The following is a 24,744-nucleotide window of genomic DNA, read 5'->3' on the forward strand; positions in this document are numbered from 1 at the left end:
GGTTTATTTTACAGACCCAGCAGTTGTTTAACACTTTCAGCTACAGCTTTGCTGGATTGCGGATTCTGTCCTGTGACCACGCGGCCATCTGTTGTGACATAAGAGCTGAAGGCAGCCGCTTTATCGTATTGTGCAGCACGTTCTCTCAAAGCATCTTCCAGCAGGAAAGGAACATACTCGGTTTGTTGAGCCAATGCTTCTTCTTCATTCGTGAAGCCGGAAACGGTTTTGTCGTTGATCAAAAGCAGGCCGTTGGACAGCTTTACATTCAACAGGGCTGTAACCCCGTGGCACACGCCGGATACAACGCCGCCTTTTTCATAGATTTCACGAGAAAGCTCTTGAAGTTCAGCATTGTCCGGGAAATCCCACATCGTACCGTGACCGCCAGTGAAGTAGATCGCATCGTAGTCACTCGCGTTTACTTCGCTAGGTTTCAGTGTATTTTTCAATTGGTTCATGAACGTTTCATTTTCAAAATAGGCTTTGGTGCTCTCATCCAGAGAATCGCCGAGGCTTTTCGGATCAAGAGGTACGTTACCACCTTTAGGGCTAACCAGATCGATCTGAACATTGTCATTATGGTCAAACTCTTCAATAAAGTGAGTTGCTTCGCTTAACCATAAGCCAGTAGGCTCGTCCTTTGTTGCGTATTTATCTACATTTGTTAGAACAACCAGTATCTTTTTCATATAAAAACCTCCCGTAAAGTATATAACATCCATTTATATTAAATATCACAAAATTAAATTGTGTAAAATCTATTATTAAATATAACATAACCATGTTCTAAAGTAAAATCATGAACGTATCGTCGATCTCCAATGTGACTTTCAAGCGTAGGAGTAAAGAACAATCTAGTCGTAGTAAATATGCCCGTAAGAATGCACTTTTTCTTATAATGCCCTGTTTATTTTACTCATATTGTAAGCGGAGGTAGGCGTGTGTAAGCGATATCGAAATTAATTCAAATTTGAAGTTAATTTGATTGTACAACTAGTACTTTTGATTTAGAATGACGGAAGATACCAACAAAAAACTGGTACATATTACATATGGACTCGGAGGAACAGTCATGAAACGTTCAGGTAAATTTTTCGCTTCATCCGTAGTTGCTGCTGTCGCTGCAGTATCTATCGTCTCTTCAGCTTCAGCGAGCACAGTTTCCGTCTCCAACATCTCTGGCGTAACACCTATCAACTTTAGCAGTATGGATATCGAAACAGCTTTGATGATGGTCCAACAAGAACGTACCAAATTACTGGATGCACAATTGCAAACGCAAATCCAGGAGGTACAGAACCGTAATCAACAGATCGCGGATTTGAACTCTCAATTGCAGATAGCCCAGCAAAACGGGGATGAAGCAGCTGTTCAAAAGCTGAAAGGCCAAATTGACGCAGCGAGCAACTCCCAACAGATGGACATGCTTCGTCTGCAGTCCATGTCCAACAAGCGTAATGAAGCATTTGATGTAATGACAAACTTTGTCAAAAAAATGCAGGATTCCAGATCATCCATCATCGGTAACATGCGTTAAGAACGGATAATAAACTGCAACAACACAAAAAGAGCGAAGCCGGAATTTTAATTCCGAAACCTCGCTCTTTTTGTATTTCTTTTATGATATATCACATCTAATCCGGGTGTGGCCCCAGTCTTTATACTGCTTTCTTCAATCCAAGTTAGCCCGACCAGTCACGACGCCGAGTGAACAGATCCTGCAACTCATCCGTGGACAATTCGGTAATCCAGTTCTCGGAGCTTGTGATGATGTTATCGCTGAGCTGCTGTTTGCTCTCCAACATCTCGTCGATCCGTTCCTCCAGTGTGCCAAGAGAGATGAACTTATGCACCTGAACATCCTTGGTCTGACCCATCCGGTAAGCCCGGTCGGTAGCTTGATTCTCAACAGCAGGGTTCCACCAGCGGTCAAAATGGAAGACATGATTGGCTGCGGTCAGATTCAATCCCACACCGCCAGCCTTGATAGACAGAATGAAGACGGACGGTTGCTTATCCTCAGGCAATGTACGGGATTGGAATTCCTCAATCATACGATCCCGTGCCGTTTTGGAGGTACCCCCGTGCAGATACAGCACAGGCTCCTGCAACTCCTGACGTAGTACCTGTTGCAGCATCTGTCCCATACCGATGTATTGGGTGAAAATCAGGCATCGCTCGCCCTCATCCCGCAATTCGCGGACAAGTTCCATCAGTCGTTCCAGCTTCGCGGAGCGGCTGATCAGCATCGCCATATCCTGCGGGCTGTACACGTCATAAGCAGATGTTAGTGCACCGTCTTCAGGCAGTTCCTCCGGCAAAGCTTCTTTTGTCAGCAGCAGCGGGTGGTCACACAATTGCTTAAGCTGAGTTAGGGCTGAGAGGATCGCACCTTTACGCTTGATGCCTTCCAGTTCTTTCATTTTATCCATCAGGGCCTGCACGGACTGGTCATACAATGCACTTTGTTCGCCCGTAAGGTGAATGTAAGTCTTCATCTCGTTTTTGTCCGGCAGATCCAGCTGGATATTTGGATCTTTTTTCTTCCGGCGCAGCATGAACGGTTTCACTAATTGCTGCAGATCCTGCATGCGCTGCTCATCTTTATCTTTTTCAATGGCACTGATGAAGCGATTCTGGAATGCCCGGGCGTTGCCCAGATATCCTGGATTGATAAAGTCATAGATCGACCACAGCTCGGACAACCGATTCTCGATCGGCGTACCTGTCATGGCAATGCGGTGTTTCGCCGGGAAACTGCGGACCGCCAAGGACTGTTTGGTCTGGGCGTTTTTGATATTCTGCGCTTCATCGAGACAGATGCATGCCCAGGTGTAGGTTTGTAACATCTCTTGATCCAGTGTAGCCGTAGCAAAGGACGTGATAATAATATCCACCTGCTCGGTCTGCTCCCGGAATTCTTCTCCACTTAATCGGCGTGCGCCATAATGCAGACTGACATTAATGGAGGGTGCGAAGCGGCTAATTTCCTTTTGCCAGTTGCCCAGTACGGAAGTTGGGCAGATCAGAAGAACCGGGGCTTGTCCCGGCTTACGTGGTTCATGATCCTTGATGTGTAACAGATACGTAATGAACTGAATGGTTTTCCCGAGACCCATATCATCGGCAAGACATGCCCCAAGTCCGAATCTGCGCAGGAAACCAAGCCATGCAAAACCTTCCTTCTGATATGATCGCAGCTCGGCATGAAGCCCTGTCGGAATGGGCAGGGAAGGTGCGCCGCCTTGTCCGCCCCCGAGTTGTGCAATAACCCGGTTCAGGTGCTCATTCAGTTCTACTTCCAGCCGAATGTTCTGATCATCCTGTGGTTGCTGCTCTTCCTCGGTTTGTTGTCCTTCCTTCCATTTCTGGTTGCGATATTCCCGTTGCTCATTATGCAGCAGATGCAGGTGTAGAATATCCTGGAATGAGAGTCCCTGTTCCCGATCTACACCGCCCATGGCACGACGTATCTGTTCCAGCAGATCAGGGTCAAGTGGAACCCATTCTCCGCGGAAGCGAACCAGTCGTTCATTACGGGCAACAAGGTCGGCGAATTCATCTTCGCTGAGATCTGTGTCACCGATCGCAATGCGCCAGTCAAAATGAATAATCGAGTCCAGTCCAAAGAACGACTGTCCCCGCTCACTGCCTTCCTCCGGCTGCACTTTGGCACGCAACTTTGGTTTCTTCTTACGGGCTGCTTCCCACCAACCAGGCAGCAGAACTTGCCAGCCCGCTGCGAGTAACCGCCCGCTATCCTGCGTCAGGAACTGCCAAGCTTCCTGATCTCCCAAAGGATCACTCAGCACGTCCCGTCTGCCGCTAATGGAACCTCCAAGACGCGGCAGATGTGCACGCAGCTGATCCAGCCATCCGGCGGAGCGATCCAGAATGAACGGTGTCCATACCTCGGGCCACTCCCCTTCAAGCCGGCCCCGTGAATCTAGCATGACGGGTACCAATACAGCGGCATCCAGCTTATTCTGCAATACCAGTCGTAGCCGCCAAGATGGCTCATCCTCGTCCGGCTCCTGCAATTGCAGCATGGGTCTGAATGGTGCGGCATCTGCTTTCCAGCCAATGGATACGAGCCAGGACTGAGCATCCATTCCGGCTGTCTTAGGGAGAATCCCACGCTCTGGGAACAACTGCGGGAATTCACGCCGCAGATCGGTCGCAGCTTCCTCCGAACTGTACCAGCGCTGGAACACAAAGGCGGAGTAAGCCGCCCCGAGTCCTTCGGCATAACTCTCGTCCGTTTGCTGAATCGCTTTGGAAAGCGATGCCCGATCCTGCTTTTTCAAGCTATCCGGGTCCCAGGTCCACTGAAGCTGTCCTGCACGGTATGCCTCGAAGCTAGGTACGTATTTTCGTTTCTCTATGGAGGATGCCAGTGCTGGAGCTAGTCGAATCAGATGTTCCGCTTGCTCGTCCCACTTCCATTCAATATGAAGCAGAGTATGCATCTCGGCAAAAAAGGGAATCACTTCTTCCGCAGGCAGAACAACCAGCTCAATCTCCTCAATCTGCCGAACTTCCAGTTCGGTCCCGTAGAAGGAAGGCGCATGCCAAGCGAACAATCGCTGCTTAAGCGACTGTCCCGGTACAAAGTGGTGTGTGTTGAGTGCTCCGTAAAACAAAGCATCGCCATATCCGGTTAAAGCGACGTGAACCTCAATCGTTTCAGTGTAAGGATGAATTAAGCTCATGAGATCAGTTTACCTTTCCGAAGCTCTTCCTGCAGGGCGCGCAGCCGACTGTTACGAACGGCGAGTGTGGTGATGAATTGCTCCCAGTGCGCTTCTTGCTTCATTTTTTTATAGATTTTGGACAGACGTTTCAACAGCTTCACCGCTGCTTTGTATCCGTCCCTGTTTTTGTGTCCGATATAACGCTCCACTGCCTGATGATAGAAGGGAAGCAGCAGCTCAGGTGCATCCTTTTCGATTGGTTGCAGCATCGCTACGCGGAATTCGAGAGGTTCCGTTCCCGTACTCAGCTGAAAATCAATCCATCTGCGCCACTGTCCACGCGAATGCATAGCATCCTCGTAGGCGGGGCGGGAGTGGGGAAGCATACTGACAAGCGTGTCCCACATACGGTTCTCTGCAACGGGCAGATGTTGAATGGCCGTATCCCATAGATGCATGTAATCATTCAAAGGTGTATTGCGCCGATTCGCCAGCAGGGGGCCAAGTTGTACCAACCAATCCCCAAGCCGCTTCCATTCAGCTGAATCTGCGAGTACATGAAGAAAATGCAAGAGCTGTTCTGGCGGGAAACCGTAGGCCGAGCTTCCATGGATGAGTCGCTGCCATGCCTGATCATCTTGCCCCAGATGGAAGTGCATCCAACTCTGCGCGAGTACTAGCGGCAGGGGCAGTGTTACGGCTTTGCCTGGCCTATCACTACTACTTCCATTACTTTGAGCACCACCCAAGACACTTTCACCTGACTGGGAAGGTGTCGAAGCGGCGGTTATATTACGTTCTATATCATCTAAGATAACCTGTTCCGATGCTAGCATATCCCGCGACCCTTGAAGCTCAGGTACAATCCAGTTCAACCACAGTTGTCGATAGATCGGAGTGAAGAACATCATGCTGGCTGTCTCAGGCATCATCTGTTTACGTAAATAAGCTGAGGTTTCAGATAGTCTGTTCCAAAGTTGTTCAAGCTTGTTTCCCTTTAGACCTGACAGGTCTAGTGGATGGTTAAAGATCCGTTCAATGTCTTTCTGAAGTGCATCCACCGCGAGCTGGGCAGGGTAGCTCAAGTACACGGGGGTATGCGTGATGGAGTTACGAGCCGGCGGCACGCAGAATCGGATGAGGTGCAGCTGCACATGTAGTTCAAAAAGTTGGTCCATCGCAGCGTTCAGCCTTGGCTTAATGGCATACAGCTCGTCCGTTGCTTCTTGCACGTAGGATGTGCTTGCTGTGCCGGTACCCAGCCGTCTCAGACAGGAGTGGAATAGCTCGTGCCATTCCGAGATTTCGAGATCAGCAAGCTCTGTTGCACGTTCCTTGATCTGGCTGTATTGGTTGTCCGGAATGTCCGTATCCTGTTGTTCATCGGCTTCTGTATAGCTGGATAGTCCTGCGGACATGGCACCGATGGGTTTGGTCGTTTGTTTGAGCGCAGTACTGGAGTGTGCATTTACAATAGCATGCACAGGTCGCTCCAGTTGTTCGGCATAACTCATCAATACAGCCGTCATATGTTTGCATACGGAACTCACCGGGCAGGTACAATGACTTGTAGTCAGGGATTGCATGCTCAGGGTGACCTCATATTCTTCCGATCCTTGTACAACGGCCGAGATCCCTTGTTGTTCGGAATAGGTTAATGGTCCGACACGTTTCTGTTTATAATATTGGAATCCGCGCATGATCGTCAGGTTATTAAAATGCTCCGCAACCTGCCTGATCAACTGTTGCCACTGCGCATCATCCATCCTCATGTTATTCGGTATGTTCATCATTCCATCTCCTGGGGTAAACATAGGTTCAGTAATCACCACGTCTATGACGTGATGTTGTAAATTTGTTGTATCCATCATATCAGTTATGAGCCAATTCGTGCATGGGTTATGAAGAATTTGAAGTTATTTTAGACCAACTGGAATCAGGATGAACACGTCGGTTCTGCTGGCGGCCGACATGCAAGAATGCACCATATTGTGTATGCTTATGGTATGTATTCCTATCAGGAACGATGCAGGCCGGGGAAACGGCCATATTACACACAACAGGAGAGAGCATATGAAAATACTTACGTTAAACACACACGCTTGGGCGGAAGAGGATCAACTGAACAAGATCAGTCAACTGGCTGATTTTATTAATACACATCAATTCGATGTGATCTCCATGCAGGAGGTCAACCAATCGATGCAGGAAGTCGCGCTTTCTGAAGAAGAACTGAAGATGTATTATGCTACTGAACCCGATGCTGTGATTAAAAAAGACAACTATGCCTACGTCCTGCTTCAGCAGCTGACAGAGCAATATTACTGGACGTGGATTCCCGCGCATGTCGGGTTTCAAAAATACGATGAAGGACTGGCGATCCTTAGCCGGACGCCGATTAAGCAGGCTTTTGGGGAATACGTGTCCCACATGCGGGATTATAACAACTATCGTACACGCAAGATTGTGGGAATCCAGACGGTCGTCCAAGGTGAAGCAACCTGGTTTGTGAATGGACATTATAACTGGTGGGATGATGCGCAGGAACCTTTCAAGGGACAGTGGGAGTTGACAGAGAGCAAGCTTGCCCCCTACATAGACCAACCGTTATATATAATGGGTGATTTCAATAATGTCGCGGAAGTGCGTGATGAAGGCTATGATTATATGATGAGCAAAGGCTGGAATGACCTGTACACCACAGCATTGCAAAAGGATGATGGAGCAACCGTGGTCAAGGCCATTGCCGGCTGGGCAGATAACAAACGCGATCTTCGGATCGACTATATTTTCTCCAATCGTCCGATTCAGGCTAAATCTTCCACCGTGGTCTTGAACGGTAAAAATGGACCGGTCGTGTCTGACCATTTTGGCGTCGCTGTAGAGATATAACAGCCGTGTGAGCATAAACCGTAAAGGGATATCATCGCAAATACGAAACAAAGCCTCCGCTGACTTCCTGTAAAGGGAAGTGGCCGGAGGCTTTTCACATTCTAAATCATTTGTTATGTACATTTCACATCGTTTGTTCTTTCTGTTGTGGAACTCTATTGTTATTCGAGCGCCAGCATCTGATGTACAAACTTTTTCAGATTCGCGCTTGTCTCACTAAGCTGTTCGATACTTTCCATGAACTCGGTAACAAGCTTGGCCTGATCCACTGTTGCGGTTGTAATCTGACCGATCTCCTGCTCCATATGTTTCATGGAATCTTGTACGCTGCCTAGGGATGATTCGATATCAGCTGCTGCTTGCTTCGTATGATCTGACAGCTTACGTACTTCACTGGCCACCACACCGAATCCGGCGCCCTGATCGCCCACACGGGCTGCCTCTATCATGGCGTTGAGTCCAAGCAGATTGGTTTGTTCCGATACTTCACGAATGACGTTTGTTACTTTACTTACACTGACCGAGTTCTCTGAAGCTTTTTTGGAGTTGCGCAGAATCTCTTCCGAGGTCGCGGAGAGTTCTTCGGAATGTGCAGCAATCTGCTGAATGCCACCAACGAGCGCATTAATGGTTGTTTCATTTTCACGGATCAGCGTTTCCAATGTCATGTGACTATCCAGTGCGTAGTTCACACCCAATATACCCACGACCTGATCGTTCTCTTTAATAGGGATTAAAATAGCATCAAAAGGTCTGCCCTGCAGATCACCAGGCATGCGTGCCACGGTACGGGAATCTCTGTTAGTCAGCATTTTGAAATGTTTATAATCGTCATGCAGCTCATCTCCAACCTTCACGCCAATCTCCAGACTTTTTGCTTCGGAAAAATACAATACTTTCTCATGATCATTAATGGATATGGATATGTCGTCACGGAACATTTGGCTAACAAAAGGCATAGCATTTACCAGAGATTCAAGAGTATTCAATGTGCATCTTTCCTTCCCGATACAAAAAGTGGAATTTTTCAATCTAGTATTTATATCGGTAACGTTTTCTCGTTTTTAAACCATTGTTTAAATTTAAGTTAACCTAGAGAGAAAAGGCGACTAAATCCGATATAATTGTAAGCGTAATCAAAAATCTGTAGCCACCACCGAACATGTCAGTTATACTGGGATTATTATTCGGCTATTCAGAAGATAACCAAGGGACATACCTATTTCCCGGTAAGGGGATTACCCACCTAGGTTAAGCGCTATACTTAGTTACTGCATATTAGTTTGGTGCTCCAGTGTGGATGGTATGAATGCAATGATATAAGACTTTATTTCAACGGGAGAAGGATGTGTGCCATCGATGACGACCTATTTCAGTGAACCGCAGAGCATGTATTACCGATTTGGAGAAGATCAGGATCAGGTGTTGAAGGTACTGGCCGAGAGGTATATTGGAGCCAATGCGCAGGCTGATTTTGTATATCGGGTATTCCAGAAGTCTGGTATTTTGCAAAATGAAAAAGGGCTTTATGATCTGAATTTAGGTAAACGCTTTCCTGATGCACCTAAAGACCATATATCCTACGCAGCTGCACTGGTATGGGGGGACGAGGACCGAAACCTGGATGTACTGGTCCGCTGTTATGGACCTGTTCGTTTCTATTTCAATGAGCAGATGGTCTATCGCTCAACCGTAATGGATGAGATTAGTCCAGACGCAACGGTGAAGCTCAGCATCGATATCAAGCCTGGTTGGAACACCATTTGGCTGGAAATGAAAAACACCCCTGCCGGATTTGGCTGCCAATTTGGGTCAGATGAAGGTAAAGTGCGTATTCTGAACGTATTTGCGCCGTTTCAGGAGAGACAGGGACAAGCGGGTTGGGTGTTCTCCCAACCGAACCCAGCCACGAGTAAACAACCGAACCTGCTTGGAAAAGAATCAGACTACAGCTTGAACTGGCTGCCTGAGACAGGCTGGTCTGATGAAGATAAAACCAAGCCAGCTTTCGAGCGAATATTCGGAAATCTTGCTGGTAAGCATGCTTATGCTTGGACCCATCTGAACAATAACGATTCAACCGGGAATGCAGTGCGATTGTCAGGTCAATCTTCCGGTTCTCTGAGTATTTGGATTAGCGGTAAGCCTGTGGCGCAAGTGAAGGAGCCGGGTCCGTTCGAGGTGGATGTACCAGCCTCTTTTGGGCGGAGTGACCTGCTTGTCCGAAGTGAATATGACGATACGGCGGGACCTTGGCATTTTAATTTGAACGCAACCGTGTCGGGCAAGCCGCTCTCACTGGAACTTCCTCAGCGTGTGCACGGAGCTAATGGAGAGTCTTGGTTATATGTTGGCCCTTTTGAGTCGGAGGTTGAACCCGATTTGCAGGATCTGACTCGAACGGACCGAGTGTATCAAACGGGTCTAGAACAGACGTATTGGCGCTTAGATCGACCGGATGCTTGGATCAGACCTTATTATGAGAACGCGATGTTAAGCAACAAATGGACAGTGGGCAGTGTGACCAATTATGGTCGCTGGGATTATCCATTGGGTGTCACTGTATATGGTCTATTACGGACGGGGCGTTATTTGCAAAGACCGGACATTACACGTTATGCGGCTGAGCATGTGCAGGCATGTACCCAGATGTATGAATACTCCTTATGGGATCGGGAGCAGTATGGTTTCCCGGCAGTCAATCAACAATTGGTCATGCTGAAAATGCTGGATAACTGTGGTTCTTTTGGTTCGGCCATGCTAGAAGCGTATTCAGAGTGTCATGAACCAACGTTTCTTCCGATTGCTGAACGGATTGCAGATTTCATGCTTTCCCGCCTGGAACGGCAGGAGGATGGTGCATTTTATCGCACATGTGTAGGGGAGTATGCCGAGAATACCATGTGGGCAGATGACCTCTATATGAGCACGCCGTTTCTCGTTCGTTATGCACGGGTGACAGGCAACTCAGCCGCATTGGATGAAGCCGCCAGACAATTTTCACTGTATCGGAAGTATCTGTTTATGCCTGAGTTCAAGATCATGTCCCATGTGTATGATTTCAAATACGGACAGGCAACGCAGATTCCATGGGGACGGGGGAATGGCTGGACACTGTTTTCCTTGACGGAGGTACTGGAAGCTTTGCCAGCAGAGCATCCCGAGCGCCCGGCTCTAATTAATTTCTTCAACGAGCTGTGTGAAGGGTACGCAGCGCTTCAAGGGGAAAGCGGGTTGTGGCATCAGGTGTTGAATGTTCCGCAGACGTATGAAGAAGCCTCCTGTACGGCGATGTTTGCCTATGGTTTTGCGAGAGGTGTACGTTTTGGCTGGTTCAAAGACCCTGAAGTTTACGTCACAGCTGCCGAGCGGGCTTGGAAAGGACTCATCTGCAAAGCCATTGATCGTCAAGGGAATGTCCATGGCGTGTGTAGCGGATCACGATATGCATTTACAGCAGAGTATTATGATCAGGACTTGCGTACCGTCACCAATGACAATCACGGAATAGGCATTATGATGCTGGCAGGAACTGAAGTGGCAAAAATGAAGAAACATCTGGCTGAACACAGGTTGTCTTCTGCTCCACGTAATACGGTTGTATATCCGTAATCATATTTGAGACGGGATCATCACCGCCGGGAATATCATTCCTGGTGGTTTTTGATTCCTGTAACTCCTTACTTTTTTGACAGGAAAGCTTACTTTTGTTTATGTCATGTACAGTAATAGACCGATACAATAGGTTTTGTAAGCGATTCCATAAATGCAAGAAGGGGAGGAAATTCATTTATGATGATTACAAAAAAGTGGGTAACCTTGTTCTGTCTGTCCCTGTTATTGTTCGCTACAGCCTGTTCTGGAGGGGCCACCGATACATCTTCTTCTTCTGGGGAAGCAAGTGGAAGTGAAGGAGATTCATCAGGCAAGATTGAACTGCGCATGACCTGGTGGGGATCACAGACCAGACATGATCTGACGACCAAAGTCATCCAATTGTTTGAAGAGAAACATCCGGGAATCACCATTAAACCTGAATATTCCGGTTGGGACGGTTATTTTGACAAGTTGACCACACAGGTAGCCGGTTCGAATGCACCAGATATCATCCAGATGGATTACGCCTTTTTGACTGACTTTGCCCGGCGTGGTGCCTTGCTTGACCTGACCCCGTTTGCAGAGAGCAAAGAGCTGCGGACAGAGGATCATGATCAGAGCATGATTACAGCCGGATCAATTGACGATAAATTATATGCGATTACTCTCGGAGTTAACGCACCAGGTGTCATATATGACGCCACCGTATTTCAGGAATTAGGTATTGAAGAACCGCAAGAGAGCTGGACATGGAAGGACTTTGGAGATATTGCGACCAAGATTGCCGAAGCCAAAGGTGAGGGGTTCTATGGATCGGCAGACATTTCCGGTACAACGAACATGTTTGAAGTGTTTATTCGGCAATCCGGAAAAGGATTATTCGACGGTGGCACAATGACCGCTACCAGCGAGGAGCTTCAACAATGGTTCGATATGTGGAGTGCACTGCGCGAGAACGGTGGAGTGACCACAGCAGAGATAACAGCATCCACAACGAATGCGCTGGAGACACGCCCGATCTCACTGGGCACAGCCGCCATGGACTTCGCATGGTCCAATCAATTGCTGACATTCCAGCAGGTGAACAAAAACCAGGATCATAAGCTTGGCATACAAGTGCTTCCGCATGGTGTAGGTGAAAAGCAAATCGGTGAATATCTGAAACCAGGCCAGTTCCTCTCCGGTTATGGTAAAACCAAACATCCCAAAGAAGTGGCCATGTTCATCGATTTCATGGTGAATGATCCAGAAGCAACTGCAATTCTCGGCTCTGAACGTGGGGTGCCGGTCAATTCCAGCATTCGTGAACAGATGCAGCCTACGCTACCGGAAGCGGAACAAACCATTTTCCAATTTATCGATACCGTATCGAAACATTCCAGTGAGATTGACCCGCCATACCCGCAAGGATTTGCTGAAGTGGACACGAGTTTCAAGAGCGCAAGCGAGCAGATTGCCTTCGGTCAAGGCAATACTCCAGATGTCATTGCCCAGTTTATTGAAGGAGCCAAGACTACGCTTGGATCGAGTCAATAATAATTGAAACTGTCTCAGACTTCTAATTCTGCGGGGAGGTTGCGAAGATGAACACATCACAGGTCAGTCAAGCCCGAATCGAGCGTGTAGCTACCCGGCGGGTCAAACGGAGATATGCGCATAATGGAGCGGCGCTTCTGTTTCTCGCCCCATGGCTTGTCGGATTGTTATTTCTCACCTTGGGTCCAATGTTGGTATCGTTATACATCTCGTTCACCGATTACAGTATCCTGGCCGCCCCTTCCTGGGTCGGTCTGGATAACTACACGACGATGTTTACATCGGATAAACTGTTCACCCAGTCGCTCAAAGTCACATTCACGTATGTCGCTGTATCCGTACCGGTCAAATTGATTTTCGCGCTGCTGGTAGCAATGTTGCTCAACAAAGGGATTCGAGGATTAGGTATTTATCGGACAGTGTATTACATCCCGACATTGCTTGGAGGTAGCGTGGCGATTGCAATGTTGTGGCGTAAAATGCTGGGTGGGGACGGGCTCCTCAATAGTGTGCTTGCCATGGTGGGCATTAAGGCGCCCGATTGGGTTGCTAATCCGAAGTATGCCCTGTACTCCATCGTCCTGTTATCCGTATGGCAGTTTGGATCATCCATGATTATTTTCTTGGCAGGTTTGAAGCAGATTCCACCCGAATATGATGAAGCCTCAGCGGTAGATGGTGCAGGTCCACTGCGGAGATTCTTCTATATAACGTTGCCGATTCTGTCACCCGTCATCTTTTTCAATCTCGTGATGCAACTGATTACGTCTTTTCAATCATTCACACAGGCTTTTGTTATCAGTAATGGTAGCGGAGGGCCAGTGAACTCAACCTTAATGTACTCTCTGTATCTGTACAAAAAAGGATTCTCATTCTTTCAGATGGGCTATGCTTCTGCGATGGCCTGGGTGCTGGTCATCCTGATTGGCGTATTTACATTGCTCGTATTCCGCAGCAGCAAGCTGTGGGTGCATTATGAGGATGGTGGGAAATCATGATTGGACAACGGAACTCTACAGCATGGGTCGTCAGCAAACATGTGTTGATCTCAGGCATCGCCTTTGTCATGCTCTATCCAATTCTCTGGATGCTGGGCAGCTCGTTCAAACCAGGACACATGATCTTTACAGAGACCTGGTTCTGGCCGCAGGAATGGAATTGGAAAAATTATATAAATGGCTGGTCCGGTATTCAGGGCAATCCATTCTCCCGCTTTCTGACCAACTCTGTCATCCTGTCGCTTGGCGCCGTGCTGGGCAATGTCATCTCATGCTCTATGGCGGCATATGCCTTCGCCCGACTGAATTTTCGTTTCAAAGCCATCTGCTTCGGCCTGATGCTTATGACGATCATGCTGCCCCATCATGTGACGCTGATCCCTCAGTATATTCTCTTCAACCACCTCGAGTGGGTGAACACGTATCTGCCGCTTGTGGTGCCAAAATGGCTGGCGACCGACGCCTTCTTCATTTTTCTCATGGTACAGTTCTTCCGGGGATTGCCCAAAGAGCTGGATGAGGCAGCTACCATTGATGGATGCGGTCCTGTGAAAATATACACCAAAATCATCATTCCACTTGCTTTTCCAGCGCTGGTTACCACGATGATCTTTACGTTCTTGTGGACATGGGATGACTTCTTCAGTCAGTTGATCTACTTGAGTGATGTTAGCAAATACACCGTGCCGCTGGGTCTGCGTCTGTTCCTTGATTCCAGCTCTCAATCCGATTGGGGTCCGATGTTTGCGATGTCAGTGTTGTCGTTGGTGCCATGTTTCATTGTATTTATCGTGTGTCAAAAGTACTTCGTGGAAGGAATCGCGACTTCTGGGCTCAAAGGGTAATTCCAAGACGAAACGAGTTGATTTTTCCATGGGGAAAGGAAGATGGTCTTCATTCATTAATCAAAAGCTGCAACAAAGCAAGCTCTCCACGTTGATGGTGACTTGCTTTATTGCGTTTAACCTGTTGCTCGTCTCGGTTGTCGTCTGGCTTGCATATCAGTCTTTCTCTGCGGTCACATTTGCCGAGATTAGCAAAGCACGTCTGGCTCTTCTGAACGAAAGTACACGTCGGGGATTTGATTTCATCACAGGGGTAACAGGAACCGCCTATGCTCTGGCAAGCAATCGGGAACTGTCCAATTTGCTCGAAACGGCTGATACGGGCAGGCTTGCCCAGATTCACCAGCGGAGAGAGGTCTCTCGAATCCTGGATCATACCATGGTCGTGAGTGAAGGCATCACTTCCATCGAACTGTATACGGATGTCTTTAATGAAGTGACAGTCACTATGGCTGATCGCATATTTCCGGTGGACACCATCACACACGACTCTTGGTTTGCTACGCTGGAAAAGGCTGATGCGGCTTGGGTTCCGCTGCGTGAGAACGAATCGGGCCAATCCCTGGTCGGATACGCCCAACGGATTTTTGACAGTCGTGGCGGAACGGTCGCTTATGTGCTCATTCGACTGAGCAGATCGGACATCGTACGCAGATTTGCTGATGTCCCCATGGTGCTTGATGGAAAAGTGCTGTTGGTAGACACGGCTGGTAATGTCGTAATGCAGATGGGGAAAGTTGATCCGGCAGGGGATAATGTACGAGCAGATAGAAGAAATGAAGGGAGTACAGTACAAGAAACGGGTGAAGCTGTAAATTCATCTTCTTCTATTATAGATAGTGCATGGATTCAGGAACATGTCCAACCTGGTGCAGACGGATACGAAGTCGTTTCTGGCCAACCGGGAGGTGCTCAATTGGTGCTGTACTCCAGGCCAGCCATGCTTCAGTGGCGACTCGTACAGACTATTCCAGTATATACACTGTTATCTCCGCTCAGACAAGCGGGCTGGCAGATCCTCGGCATCGCCGTGCTGGGACTATTATGCTCAGCTGTGCTTGCGTATCTGTTCGTTAGGCGGATCATCCGCCCTCTGCGACAATTGATTAAGCGAATGAGACAACTGGAGAAAGGGGACTTCGATACCAGGGTCCAACTTTCGTTTACGGAGGAATATGCCCATTTGGCTTATGGCTTTAATCACATGGCTTCACAGCTCACGACGCTGATGGAACAGGTGAAGGAGGAGAGTCGGGCCAAGCGTGAAGCCCAGACGGGCTTGCTTGAGGCCCAGATCAAACCCCATTTTCTATACAACACCCTCGACATGATCCACTGGCGCGCACTCGATTATGAAGCGAAGGATATCAGTCGCATGATTGTGCAGCTTAGCAAGCTGTTACGGATCGGACTGAGTGGAGGGAGATTGTTTATTCGGATTCGAGATGAGTTGGAACATGCCCGTTGCTACGTTAACATCCAGTCAGAGCGGCTACCGTTCGCCATTCAATATCAGGAGCAGATCGATCCGCATATTCGCGGATGTTACATTCCCAAAATCATTTTGCAGCCCTTTATCGAAAATGCCGTTATGCACGGGCACCCTGAAGAAGGTACACTTCGAATTCAGGTGCATATGCACGAAGAGGTTGGCTCGCATGAGGATATCGTCATTCGTATCACGGATAATGGGCGGGGTTTGCCGGAGGGGTGGAAACTCGAAGAGACGTGTGGCATCGGTGTACGGAATGTACATCAGCGCATTCAGCTTTATTGTGGGAAGAGGTATGGCGTTCAACTGAGCGATAGAGAGTCAGGTGGCGTGGAAGTGACCATTACGCTGCCGCGTATTGAGACCGACGAGCAATTAAATCTATGGCTGGACGGTGAAAAATGATGAAGACCATTATGCTTGTTGATGACGATCCTCATATTGTAAAGGCATTAACAGACCATATCGATTGGCCTTCTCTGGGCCTCAGCATTGCAGGCACTGCTTCCAATGGCTTGGATGCACTGGAGCTTTTTCACCGCATGCATCCAGATGTCGTTATGACTGACGTCTACCTGCCGGGGATGACCGGGCTTGAGATCACACAGACGTTGCGACGTGATCATCCCCATCTGCCGATTATCATCCTTAGTGGATATGACGAATTCGAGAACGCCCGGGCAGCCATGCGCTGGGGGGTGAATCACTTTTTGCTGAAGCCAGCGGAGGTTGAGGAGATTGAGTCTGTGCTGCGAGAGGTACTGTTGGAACAAGATGTACGAGAGCGGCATGAGCGGCTGGAGCGGACGTACAAGCAGGAGGTTGGACGGGTACTTCCGTATTTACGCAAACAATTTCTTCACGAACTGCTAACTACGCGATATCGGGCAGATGAACTGCCTAAAGAACGCATGGACTATATAGGCATTCATATGTCCTCACAGGCACGAGCCATTAGTCTGCAATTGAATCGCCCCGTATTTCTGACACGAATGAAAGAACGGGATTGGCAGCTTCTCCGCTATGGGGCGGCCGATATTATTCAGGAGACGGTGAAGGAGCAAGCGGCGAGCATGAATGGTCAGGTAGAGATTGTTGATTATTCGGATCAGGTATTTGTGTTGCTTCTATTAGGAGATAAAGACCATCTGGAGGAATGCCTGCCACTTGTGGAGCGAATGATCGATCAGATCTTTACGTATCTGAAAATTGAAGTGAGTGCTGGAATCGGGAGATCCAAGAGTCACCCATGTGAGGTGATAGATTCCTATCTTGAGAGCAGGGAAGCGGTGGAAACAGCAGAGTTTCAAGGTGGAAGTCGTATCTACCACTATGAAGCGTCAGAGGATACAGAACCAAGTGTGACCGATTATTCGCTATTACTTCGTCAATGGAATGAGGCTTGGACGGATATGAGACCTGATCTGGCGGAAGAGGTATGGCATCATATTCGGCTTTTGCTGAAAGAGGGCAACTGTGTTGGGATACAGGATGTACAGGTTGTGGCCGTCAGTCTGTTCGACACGTTGATGCATAGCTGGAACCGACTTCATCCTATGTTAGCGCCACCGCTAGCGATGAGTGATTTTTTGCGTGAAATTCAATCGAAGTATGCTCTGCATGATCTGGTAAATTGGATGGATCGTATTATCTGCGACTGGCTGGAACAGATACGTAAGGAGATGGGCGAGAAGAAAACCAATAAACTTATCGAGCAGGTAAAACAGTATGTAGAGCTTCATTACGCCGAAGAGATTAGTTTTGAAGCGATAGCCAAGGGGCTGTTCGTACATCCGAAGTATCTGAGTCAACTGTTCAAAAGGGTGACCGGTGAGAATTTCGTGAGTTATTTGAACGGGTACCGGATTCAGAGAGCGTTGGAACTGTTGCAGTCGGGACATTACATGGTATATGAGGTGAGCGAGATGACGGGGTTTCGTAATGCAACGTATTTTAGCCAGGTGTTCAAAATGCTTACGGGCAAGAGTCCGTCTGAGGTGGGGTAGAGCGATACAGGTACAGTAATTAAATAAAGTGGAAGAGGAGGTATGGTTCTTATGATGATCGATCAGCAGGAATATTACATTAAAGGCTTATCTTACTCCATTAGATCGGCAGAGGAAAAGGATGCTGAGGCCTTGTCTTCACTACGTGTACAAATCGATAGGGAAACCGAGAACATGGATCGTGAAGAGGGCGAGGCGTATATCGACGCAGCCGGGTTTAGGCGGATCATCCATTTGGACACTGAGAAGTCACGGAATCTGTTCCTTGTTGCTGTAGTAGCGGGTGAGATTGTGGGATACTCCCGATGTGAAGGTAAAGAGCTGAAGCGCTTTTGCCATAAAGTTGAGTTCGGCGTGTGCGTAACCAGACAGTTCTGGGGGCATGGGATTGGCAAGAACTTGTTGGAGAAGTCGATAGAATGGGCAGACCAGACTGGTGTAGAGAAGATGACGTTGAACGTGCTGGCATCCAATGTAAAGGCAATCGAGTTATATCAAAAGAGTGGCTTCGAGATCGAAGGTATTTTGAAAAAGGATCGGCGACACACGGATGGACAGTATCACGACACGATAGTGATGGGCAGGTTCAGAGACTAAAAGTATAAAAAGTGAAAAGTACAATCTATATAAGTCCACAGCTTATGGAGTTAAATTATTAGATTCGAAATCCACATAACAGATAGCAGCGTTATTGAGTAGAGGTATTATGTTTCTTATTTTATAGAACGAATGTAATGACGTTGAATGGGTCTGTTCGCAACCTATATTGAGATAGATTTTACCGGTGAGTGTATATAGGGTATAGTAAGAGGATATTGCCATTGGAAAAAGAGATTATGAAGAAATTGAACTAGATATATAGTTAGCTTGGTAATGGGATATTTTACAAGTGGTAATTGTATTGTGCATATGATATATTCTATATCCGGCCAAAAAAACACGAGAAACAAAGTGTTGCAGGTGAAACAAATAAGCTTCGAAAGAAACTTAAAAAAAGAGCTTGCTAAGTTGGTTCGGAAGTGTTATGATATAAAAGTTGCTGAGGAGAACAACGCTTGGTAACGAAACAAGTTTGATCTTTGAAAACTGAACAACGAGTGAGTAAACATTCTGCTTGCAGAATGAACGCGAAAGTTTGATCCAAGCCTTGGCTTGGATCAACTGGAGCACAAATGAGATTTTTAATCTCGTCAGATTCAAAATGAGCTTATCGCTCTTTTCAATACTTTATTGGAGAGTTTGATCCTGGCTCAGGACGAACGCTGGCGGCATGCCTAATACATGCAAGTCGAGCGGAGTTGATAGGAAGCTTGCTTCCTTGATACTTAGCGGCGGACGGGTGAGTAACACGTAGGCAACCTGCCCTCAAGTTTGGGACAACTACCGGAAACGGTAGCTAATACCGAATAATTGTTTTCTTCGCCTGAAGGAAACTGGAAAGACGGAGCAATCTGTCACTTGGGGATGGGCCTGCGGCGCATTAGCTAGTTGGTGAGGTAACGGCTCACCAAGGCGACGATGCGTAGCCGACCTGAGAGGGTGATCGGCCACACTGGGACTGAGACACGGCCCAGACTCCTACGGGAGGCAGCAGTAGGGAATCTTCCGCAATGGGCGAAAGCCTGACGGAGCAATGCCGCGTGAGTGATGAAGGTTTTCGGATCGTAAAGCTCTGTTGCCAGGGAAGAACGCTTGGGAGAGTAACTGCTCTCAAGGTGACGGTACCTGAGAAGAAAGCCCCGGCTAACTACGTGCCAGCAGCCGCGGTAATACGTAGGGGGCAAGCGTTGTCCGGAATTATTGGGCGTAAAGCGCGCGCAGGCGGTCATTTAAGTCTGGTGTTTAATCCCGGGGCTCAACCCCGGATCGCACTGGAAACTGGGTGACTTGAGTGCAGAAGAGGAGAGTGGAATTCCACGTGTAGCGGTGAAATGCGTAGATATGTGGAGGAACACCAGTGGCGAAGGCGACTCTCTGGGCTGTAACTGACGCTGAGGCGCGAAAGCGTGGGGAGCAAACAGGATTAGATACCCTGGTAGTCCACGCCGTAAACGATGAGTGCTAGGTGTTAGGGGTTTCGATACCCTTGGTGCCGAAGTTAACACATTAAGCACTCCGCCTGGGGAGTACGGTCGCAAGACTGAAACTCAAAGGAATTGACGGGGACCCGCACAAGCAGTGGAGTATGTGGTTTAATTCGAAGCAACGCGAAGAACCTTACCAGGTCTTGACATCCCTCTGATCGATGCAGAGATGTATCTTTCCTTCGGGACAGAGGAGACAGGTGGTGCATGGTTGTCGTCAGCTCGTGTCGTGAGATGTTGGGTTAAGTCCCGCAACGAGCGCAACCCTTATATTTAGTTGCCAGCACTTCGGGTGGGCACTCTAGATAGACTGCCGGTGACAAACCGGAGGAAGGTGGGGATGACGTCAAATCATCATGCCCCTTATGACCTGGGCTACACACGTACTACAATGGCCGGTACAACGGGCTGCGAAATCGCGAGATGGAGCCAATCCCAACAAAGCCGGTCTCAGTTCGGATTGCAGGCTGCAACTCGCCTGCATGAAGTCGGAATTGCTAGTAATCGCGGATCAGCATGCCGCGGTGAATACGTTCCCGGGTCTTGTACACACCGCCCGTCACACCACGAGAGTTTATAACACCCGAAGTCGGTGGGGTAACCGCAAGGAGCCAGCCGCCGAAGGTGGGATAGATGATTGGGGTGAAGTCGTAACAAGGTAGCCGTATCGGAAGGTGCGGCTGGATCACCTCCTTTCTATGGAGAATCGTTTCCTGCAACGGAAACATTCAAATACGCAGCTTAGCTGCAAAACACTCACTCGTTGTTCGGTTTTGAGAGCTCAAACTCTCAAACAGCTTGCTTTTGCATGGAGCTTGTTCTTTGAAAACTAGATATCGAAACGAAACAAACGCGAATTAGAACATTCCTTTTTAGCTGAACTTGTGTTAAACAAGTTTCAATAAAAACGGTAGATTGCTGGAGCGAGTGATCGAAATGGAGCGACTTTTGGATTTGGACGTAGTCCAAACCAAGCGGAGCGACAGCTCGAACACGAGCGCAATGGTTAAGCTACTAAGAGCACACGGAGGATGCCTAGGCGCTAGGAGCCGATGAAGGACGTGGCGAACAACGAAACTGCCTCGGGGAGCTGTAAGCAAGCTTTGATCCGGGGGTGTCCGAATGGGGAAACCCAGCTGGGGTAATTTCCAGTTACTCACAACTGAATACATAGGTTGTGTAGAGGCATACCAGGGGAACTGAAACATCTAAGTACCCTGAGGAAGAGAAAACAATAGTGATTCCGTCAGTAGCGGCGAGCGAACGCGGAGAAGCCCAAACCAGAGAGCTTGCTCTTTGGGGTTGTGGGACGTCTCACATGGAGTTACAAAGGAACCGGTTAAGCGAAGAGGTCTGGAAAGGCCCGCCAAAGAAGGTAAAAGCCCTGTAGTTGAAAGTTGGTTCCCTCCGAGACGGATCCCGAGTAGTGCGGGGCACGTGAAACCCCGTATGAATCCGGCAGGACCATCTGCCAAGGCTAAATACTTCCTAGCGACCGATAGTGAAGCAGTACCGTGAGGGAAAGGTGAAAAGCACCCCGGAAGGGGAGTGAAATAGAACCTGAAACCGTGTGCTTACAAAAAGTCAGAGCCCGTTTTAGGGGTGATGGCGTGCCTTTTGTAGAATGAACCGGCGAGTTACGTTCCCGTGCAAGGTTAAGGTGAAGAGCCGGAGCCGCAGCGAAAGCGAGTCTGAATAGGGCGACATAGTACGTGGACGTAGACCCGAAACCGGGTGATCTACCCCTGTCCAGGGTGAAGGTGCGGTAACACGCACTGGAGGCCCGAACCCACGCATGTTGAAAAATGCGGGGATGAGGTGGGGGTAGCGGAGAAATTCCAATCGAACTCGGAGATAGCTGGTTCTCCCCGAAATAGCTTTAGGGCTAGCCTCGGAAAACAGAGTCGTGGAGGTAGAGCACTGATTGGGTGCGGGGCCCGCAAGGGTTACCAAGCTCAGTCAAACTCCGAATGCCATAGACTTACTTCCGGGAGTCAGACAGTGAGTGCTAAGATCCATTGTCAAAAGGGAAACAGCCCAGACCATCAGCTAAGGTCCCCAAGTGTGTGTTAAGTGGGAAAGGATGTGGAGTTGCACAGACAACCAGGATGTTGGCTTAGAAGCAGCCACCATTGAAAGAGTGCGTAATAGCTCACTGGTCGAGTGACTCTGCGCCGAAAATGTAACGGGGCTAAACACACCACCGAAGCTATGGCTTGATGCTTTGCATCAGGGGTAGGGGAGCGTTGTATAAGGGTTGAAGGTGTACCGTAAGGAGCGCTGGACATTATACAAGTGAGAATGCCGGTATGAGTAACGAAAAGATCAGTGAGAATCTGATCCGCCGAAAGCCTAAGGGTTCCTGAGGAAGGCTCGTCCGCTCAGGGTAAGTCGGGACCTAAGGCGAGGCCGAAAGGCGTAGTCGAAGGACAACAGGTCGAAATTCCTGTACCACCGTAAGCCGTTATGAGCAATGGGGGGACGCAGTAGGGTAGTGACGCGGACTGATGGATGTCCGTCTAAGCAGTAAGGCTGATGTGTAGGCAAATCCGCACATTGTAAGGCTGAGCTGTGATGGGGAGCGAAAATTATAGTAGCGAAGGTCATGATCTCACACTGCCAAGAAAAGCCTCTAGCCAGGTGATGGTGCCCGTACCGCAAACCGACACAGGTAGGCGAGAAGAGTATTCTAAGGCGCGCGGAAGAACTCTCGTTAAGGAACTCGGCAAAATGACCCCGTAACTTCGGGAGAAGGGGTGCCCCGGTAGTGTGAATAGCACGAGGGGGCCGCAGTGAAAAGGCCCAAGCGACTGTTTAGCAAAAACACAGGTCTGTGCGAAGCCGTAAGGCGAAGTATACGGGCTGACGCCTGCCCGGTGCTGGAAGGTTAAGGGGAGTGGTTAGGAGCAATCCGAAGCTGTGAACCGAAGCCCCAGTAAACGGCGGCCGTAACTATAACGGTCCTAAGGTAGCGAAATTCCTTGTCAGGTAAATTCTGACCCGCACGAATGGCGTAACGACTTGGGCGCTGTCTCAACGAGAGATCCGGTGAAATTTTAATACCTGTGAAGATGCAGGTTACCCGCGACAAGACGGAAAGACCCCATGGAGCTTTACTGCAGCTTGATATTGAATTTGGGTACGATCTGTACAGGATAGGTGGGAGCCTTTGAAACGTGAGCGCCAGCTTGCGTGGAGGCAACGTTGGGATACCACCCTGATCGTATCTAGGTTCTAACCTGGTACCGTAATCCGGTGCGGGGACAGTGTCAGGTGGGCAGTTTGACTGGGGCGGTCGCCTCCTAAAGAGTAACGGAGGCGCCCAAAGGTTCCCTCAGAATGGTTGGAAATCATTCGAAGAGTGCAAAGGCATAAGGGAGCTTGACTGCGAGACCTACAAGTCGAGCAGGGACGAAAGTCGGGCTTAGTGATCCGGTGGTACCGCATGGAAGGGCCATCGCTCAACGGATAAAAGCTACCCTGGGGATAACAGGCTTATCTCCCCCAAGAGTCCACATCGACGGGGAGGTTTGGCACCTCGATGTCGGCTCATCGCATCCTGGGGCTGAAGTAGGTCCCAAGGGTTGGGCTGTTCGCCCATTAAAGCGGTACGCGAGCTGGGTTCAGAACGTCGTGAGACAGTTCGGTCCCTATCTGTCGTGGGCGTAGGAAATTTGAGAGGAGCTGTCCTTAGTACGAGAGGACCGGGATGGACGTACCGCTGGTGTACCAGTTGTTCCGCCAGGAGCACCGCTGGGTAGCTATGTACGGACGGGATAAACGCTGAAAGCATCTAAGCGTGAAGCCCCCCTCAAGATGAGATTTCCCAGTATGTAAGACCCCTTGAAGACGACGAGGTAGATAGGCTGGGGGTGGAAGTGCAGCAATGCATGGAGCTGACCAGTACTAATCGGTCGAGGGCTTATCCAATAGCAAGTTGTCATTCGCGTGTTTCGTTTCGAATCTAGTTTTCAGAGAACAAAACTCTGAAATGTAAGCTAAGCTATGCGTTTGGTGGCGATGGCGGAGGGGTTCCACACGTACCCATCCCGAACACGACCGTTAAGCCCTCTAGCGCCGATGGTACTTGGACCGCAGGGTCCTGGGAGAGTAGGACGCCGCCAAGCGAAACCCCATTGGGGTATTTTTTTTCGAAAATTGATAAGGGCCCTTAGCTCAGTTGGTTAGAGCGCACCTCTGATAAGGGTGAGGCCGGTGGTTCGAGTCCACCAGGGCCCATAGCAAGACCAAAACAAGAAATACACCAGAGTATGGGGCCATAGCTCAGCTGGGAGAGCGCCTGCCTTGCAAGCAGGAGGTCAGCGGTTCGATCCCGCTTGGCTCCACCATTCCCTGATAGCTCAGTTGGTAGAGCACTCGACTGTTAATCGAGTTGTCACAGGTTCGAGCCCTGTTCGGGGAGCCAGTAAGGCCCGTTGGTCAAGGGGTTAAGACACCTCCCTTTCACGGAGGTAACAGGGGTTCGAATCCCCTACGGGTCATAGCAATACCTATTGCTTCAACAAGGGATGAGAATCCCAAAGGTTCGTCGGAGGATGTACTTCGTTAGCAACAGCTTCGCAGTCTCGAACGAAGT

At 48.9% G+C, this 24,744-nt stretch carries 13 protein-coding genes, 4 tRNA genes and 3 rRNA genes; 16 read left to right on the forward strand and 4 right to left on the reverse strand.

The window, feature by feature from the left end; translation table 11 throughout:
• Nucleotides 1-8: 8 nt before the first annotated feature.
• Nucleotides 9-692, reverse strand: a complete 684-nt coding sequence (locus MHI12_RS01320; RefSeq protein ID WP_405171298.1) for a type 1 glutamine amidotransferase domain-containing protein — start codon at nt 690-692, stop codon at nt 9-11.
• Nucleotides 693-1,075: 383 nt separating this feature from the next.
• Here MHI12_RS01320 and MHI12_RS01325 point away from each other — a divergent pair, with 383 nt between their 5' ends.
• Nucleotides 1,076-1,540 (forward strand): hypothetical protein, encoded by a 465-nt coding sequence (locus MHI12_RS01325; RefSeq protein WP_211175745.1) that lies wholly within the window; start codon nt 1,076-1,078, stop codon nt 1,538-1,540.
• 145 nt (nt 1,541-1,685) lie between these two features.
• Here MHI12_RS01325 and MHI12_RS01330 read toward each other — a convergent pair whose 3' ends face one another.
• Entirely contained in the window at nt 1,686-4,706 is a 3,021-nt protein-coding gene (locus MHI12_RS01330) for a DEAD/DEAH box helicase (RefSeq protein WP_405172911.1), read from the reverse strand.
• A gap of 5 nt (nt 4,707-4,711) precedes the next feature.
• Entirely contained in the window at nt 4,712-6,490 is a 1,779-nt protein-coding gene (locus tag MHI12_RS01335) for an SWIM zinc finger domain-containing protein (RefSeq protein ID WP_405171299.1), read from the reverse strand.
• A gap of 280 nt (nt 6,491-6,770) precedes the next feature.
• Here MHI12_RS01335 and MHI12_RS01340 point away from each other — a divergent pair, with 280 nt between their 5' ends.
• Nucleotides 6,771-7,589: an endonuclease/exonuclease/phosphatase family protein gene (locus tag MHI12_RS01340; RefSeq protein ID WP_405171300.1), complete on the forward strand. Its 819-nt coding sequence runs from the start codon at nt 6,771-6,773 to the stop codon at nt 7,587-7,589.
• 161 nt (nt 7,590-7,750) lie between these two features.
• On the opposite strand, the gene MHI12_RS01345 is transcribed toward MHI12_RS01340, so the two are convergent.
• On the reverse strand, nt 7,751-8,578 hold the full coding sequence (locus MHI12_RS01345) for a methyl-accepting chemotaxis protein (RefSeq protein WP_017691152.1): 828 nt from the start codon (nt 8,576-8,578) through the stop codon (nt 7,751-7,753).
• Between the two features lie 370 nt (nt 8,579-8,948).
• On the opposite strand from MHI12_RS01345, the gene MHI12_RS01350 reads away from it, so the two are divergent.
• From MHI12_RS01350 to MHI12_RS01415, 14 genes are all read left to right on the forward strand, one after another.
• Entirely contained in the window at nt 8,949-11,201 is a 2,253-nt protein-coding gene (locus MHI12_RS01350) for a glycoside hydrolase family 105 protein (RefSeq protein ID WP_405172912.1), read from the forward strand.
• A 180-nt stretch (nt 11,202-11,381) separates the two neighbouring features.
• A complete protein-coding gene (locus tag MHI12_RS01355) occupies nt 11,382-12,722 on the forward strand; it encodes an ABC transporter substrate-binding protein (protein ID WP_405171301.1) in 1,341 nt (446 codons plus the stop codon).
• Between the two features lie 47 nt (nt 12,723-12,769).
• Entirely contained in the window at nt 12,770-13,720 is a 951-nt protein-coding gene (locus MHI12_RS01360; protein ID WP_315939021.1) for a sugar ABC transporter permease, read from the forward strand.
• Nucleotides 13,717-14,565 (forward strand): carbohydrate ABC transporter permease, encoded by an 849-nt coding sequence (locus MHI12_RS01365; RefSeq protein ID WP_405171302.1) that lies wholly within the window; start codon nt 13,717-13,719, stop codon nt 14,563-14,565. The genes MHI12_RS01360 and MHI12_RS01365 overlap by 4 nt, the downstream gene beginning before the upstream one ends.
• Before the next feature lie 28 nt (nt 14,566-14,593).
• Nucleotides 14,594-16,462, forward strand: a complete 1,869-nt coding sequence (locus MHI12_RS01370) for a sensor histidine kinase (protein WP_405171303.1) — start codon at nt 14,594-14,596, stop codon at nt 16,460-16,462.
• Complete coding sequence (locus MHI12_RS01375; RefSeq protein ID WP_405171304.1) at nt 16,459-18,063, forward strand: response regulator; 1,605 nt, start codon at nt 16,459-16,461, stop codon at nt 18,061-18,063. The genes MHI12_RS01370 and MHI12_RS01375 overlap by 4 nt, the downstream gene beginning before the upstream one ends.
• Nucleotides 18,064-18,114: 51 nt before the next feature.
• On the forward strand, nt 18,115-18,660 hold the full coding sequence (locus MHI12_RS01380) for a GNAT family N-acetyltransferase (RefSeq protein ID WP_405171305.1): 546 nt from the start codon (nt 18,115-18,117) through the stop codon (nt 18,658-18,660).
• Nucleotides 18,661-19,290: 630 nt separating this feature from the next.
• A 16S ribosomal RNA gene (locus tag MHI12_RS01385) occupies nt 19,291-20,843 on the forward strand.
• A gap of 308 nt (nt 20,844-21,151) precedes the next feature.
• Nucleotides 21,152-24,077, forward strand: a 23S ribosomal RNA gene (locus MHI12_RS01390).
• An 80-nt stretch (nt 24,078-24,157) separates the two neighbouring features.
• Nucleotides 24,158-24,274: ribosomal RNA gene (gene rrf / locus MHI12_RS01395) — 5S ribosomal RNA — on the forward strand.
• The 16S, 23S and 5S rRNA genes sit together here with 4 tRNA genes alongside, the layout of an rRNA operon.
• 38 nt (nt 24,275-24,312) lie before the next feature.
• Nucleotides 24,313-24,386 (forward strand) — tRNA-Ile (locus MHI12_RS01400).
• Between the two features lie 34 nt (nt 24,387-24,420).
• Nucleotides 24,421-24,496: transfer RNA gene (locus tag MHI12_RS01405), tRNA-Ala, on the forward strand.
• A 1-nt stretch (nt 24,497) separates the two neighbouring features.
• Nucleotides 24,498-24,573: transfer RNA gene (locus MHI12_RS01410), tRNA-Asn, on the forward strand.
• Between the two features lie 4 nt (nt 24,574-24,577).
• A tRNA-Glu gene (locus tag MHI12_RS01415) sits at nt 24,578-24,649 on the forward strand.
• Nucleotides 24,650-24,744 lie beyond the last annotated feature (95 nt).

This window comes from Paenibacillus sp. FSL H8-0280, assembly GCF_045040665.1.
GTDB lineage: Bacteria > Bacillota > Bacilli > Paenibacillales > Paenibacillaceae > Paenibacillus > Paenibacillus xylanexedens_A.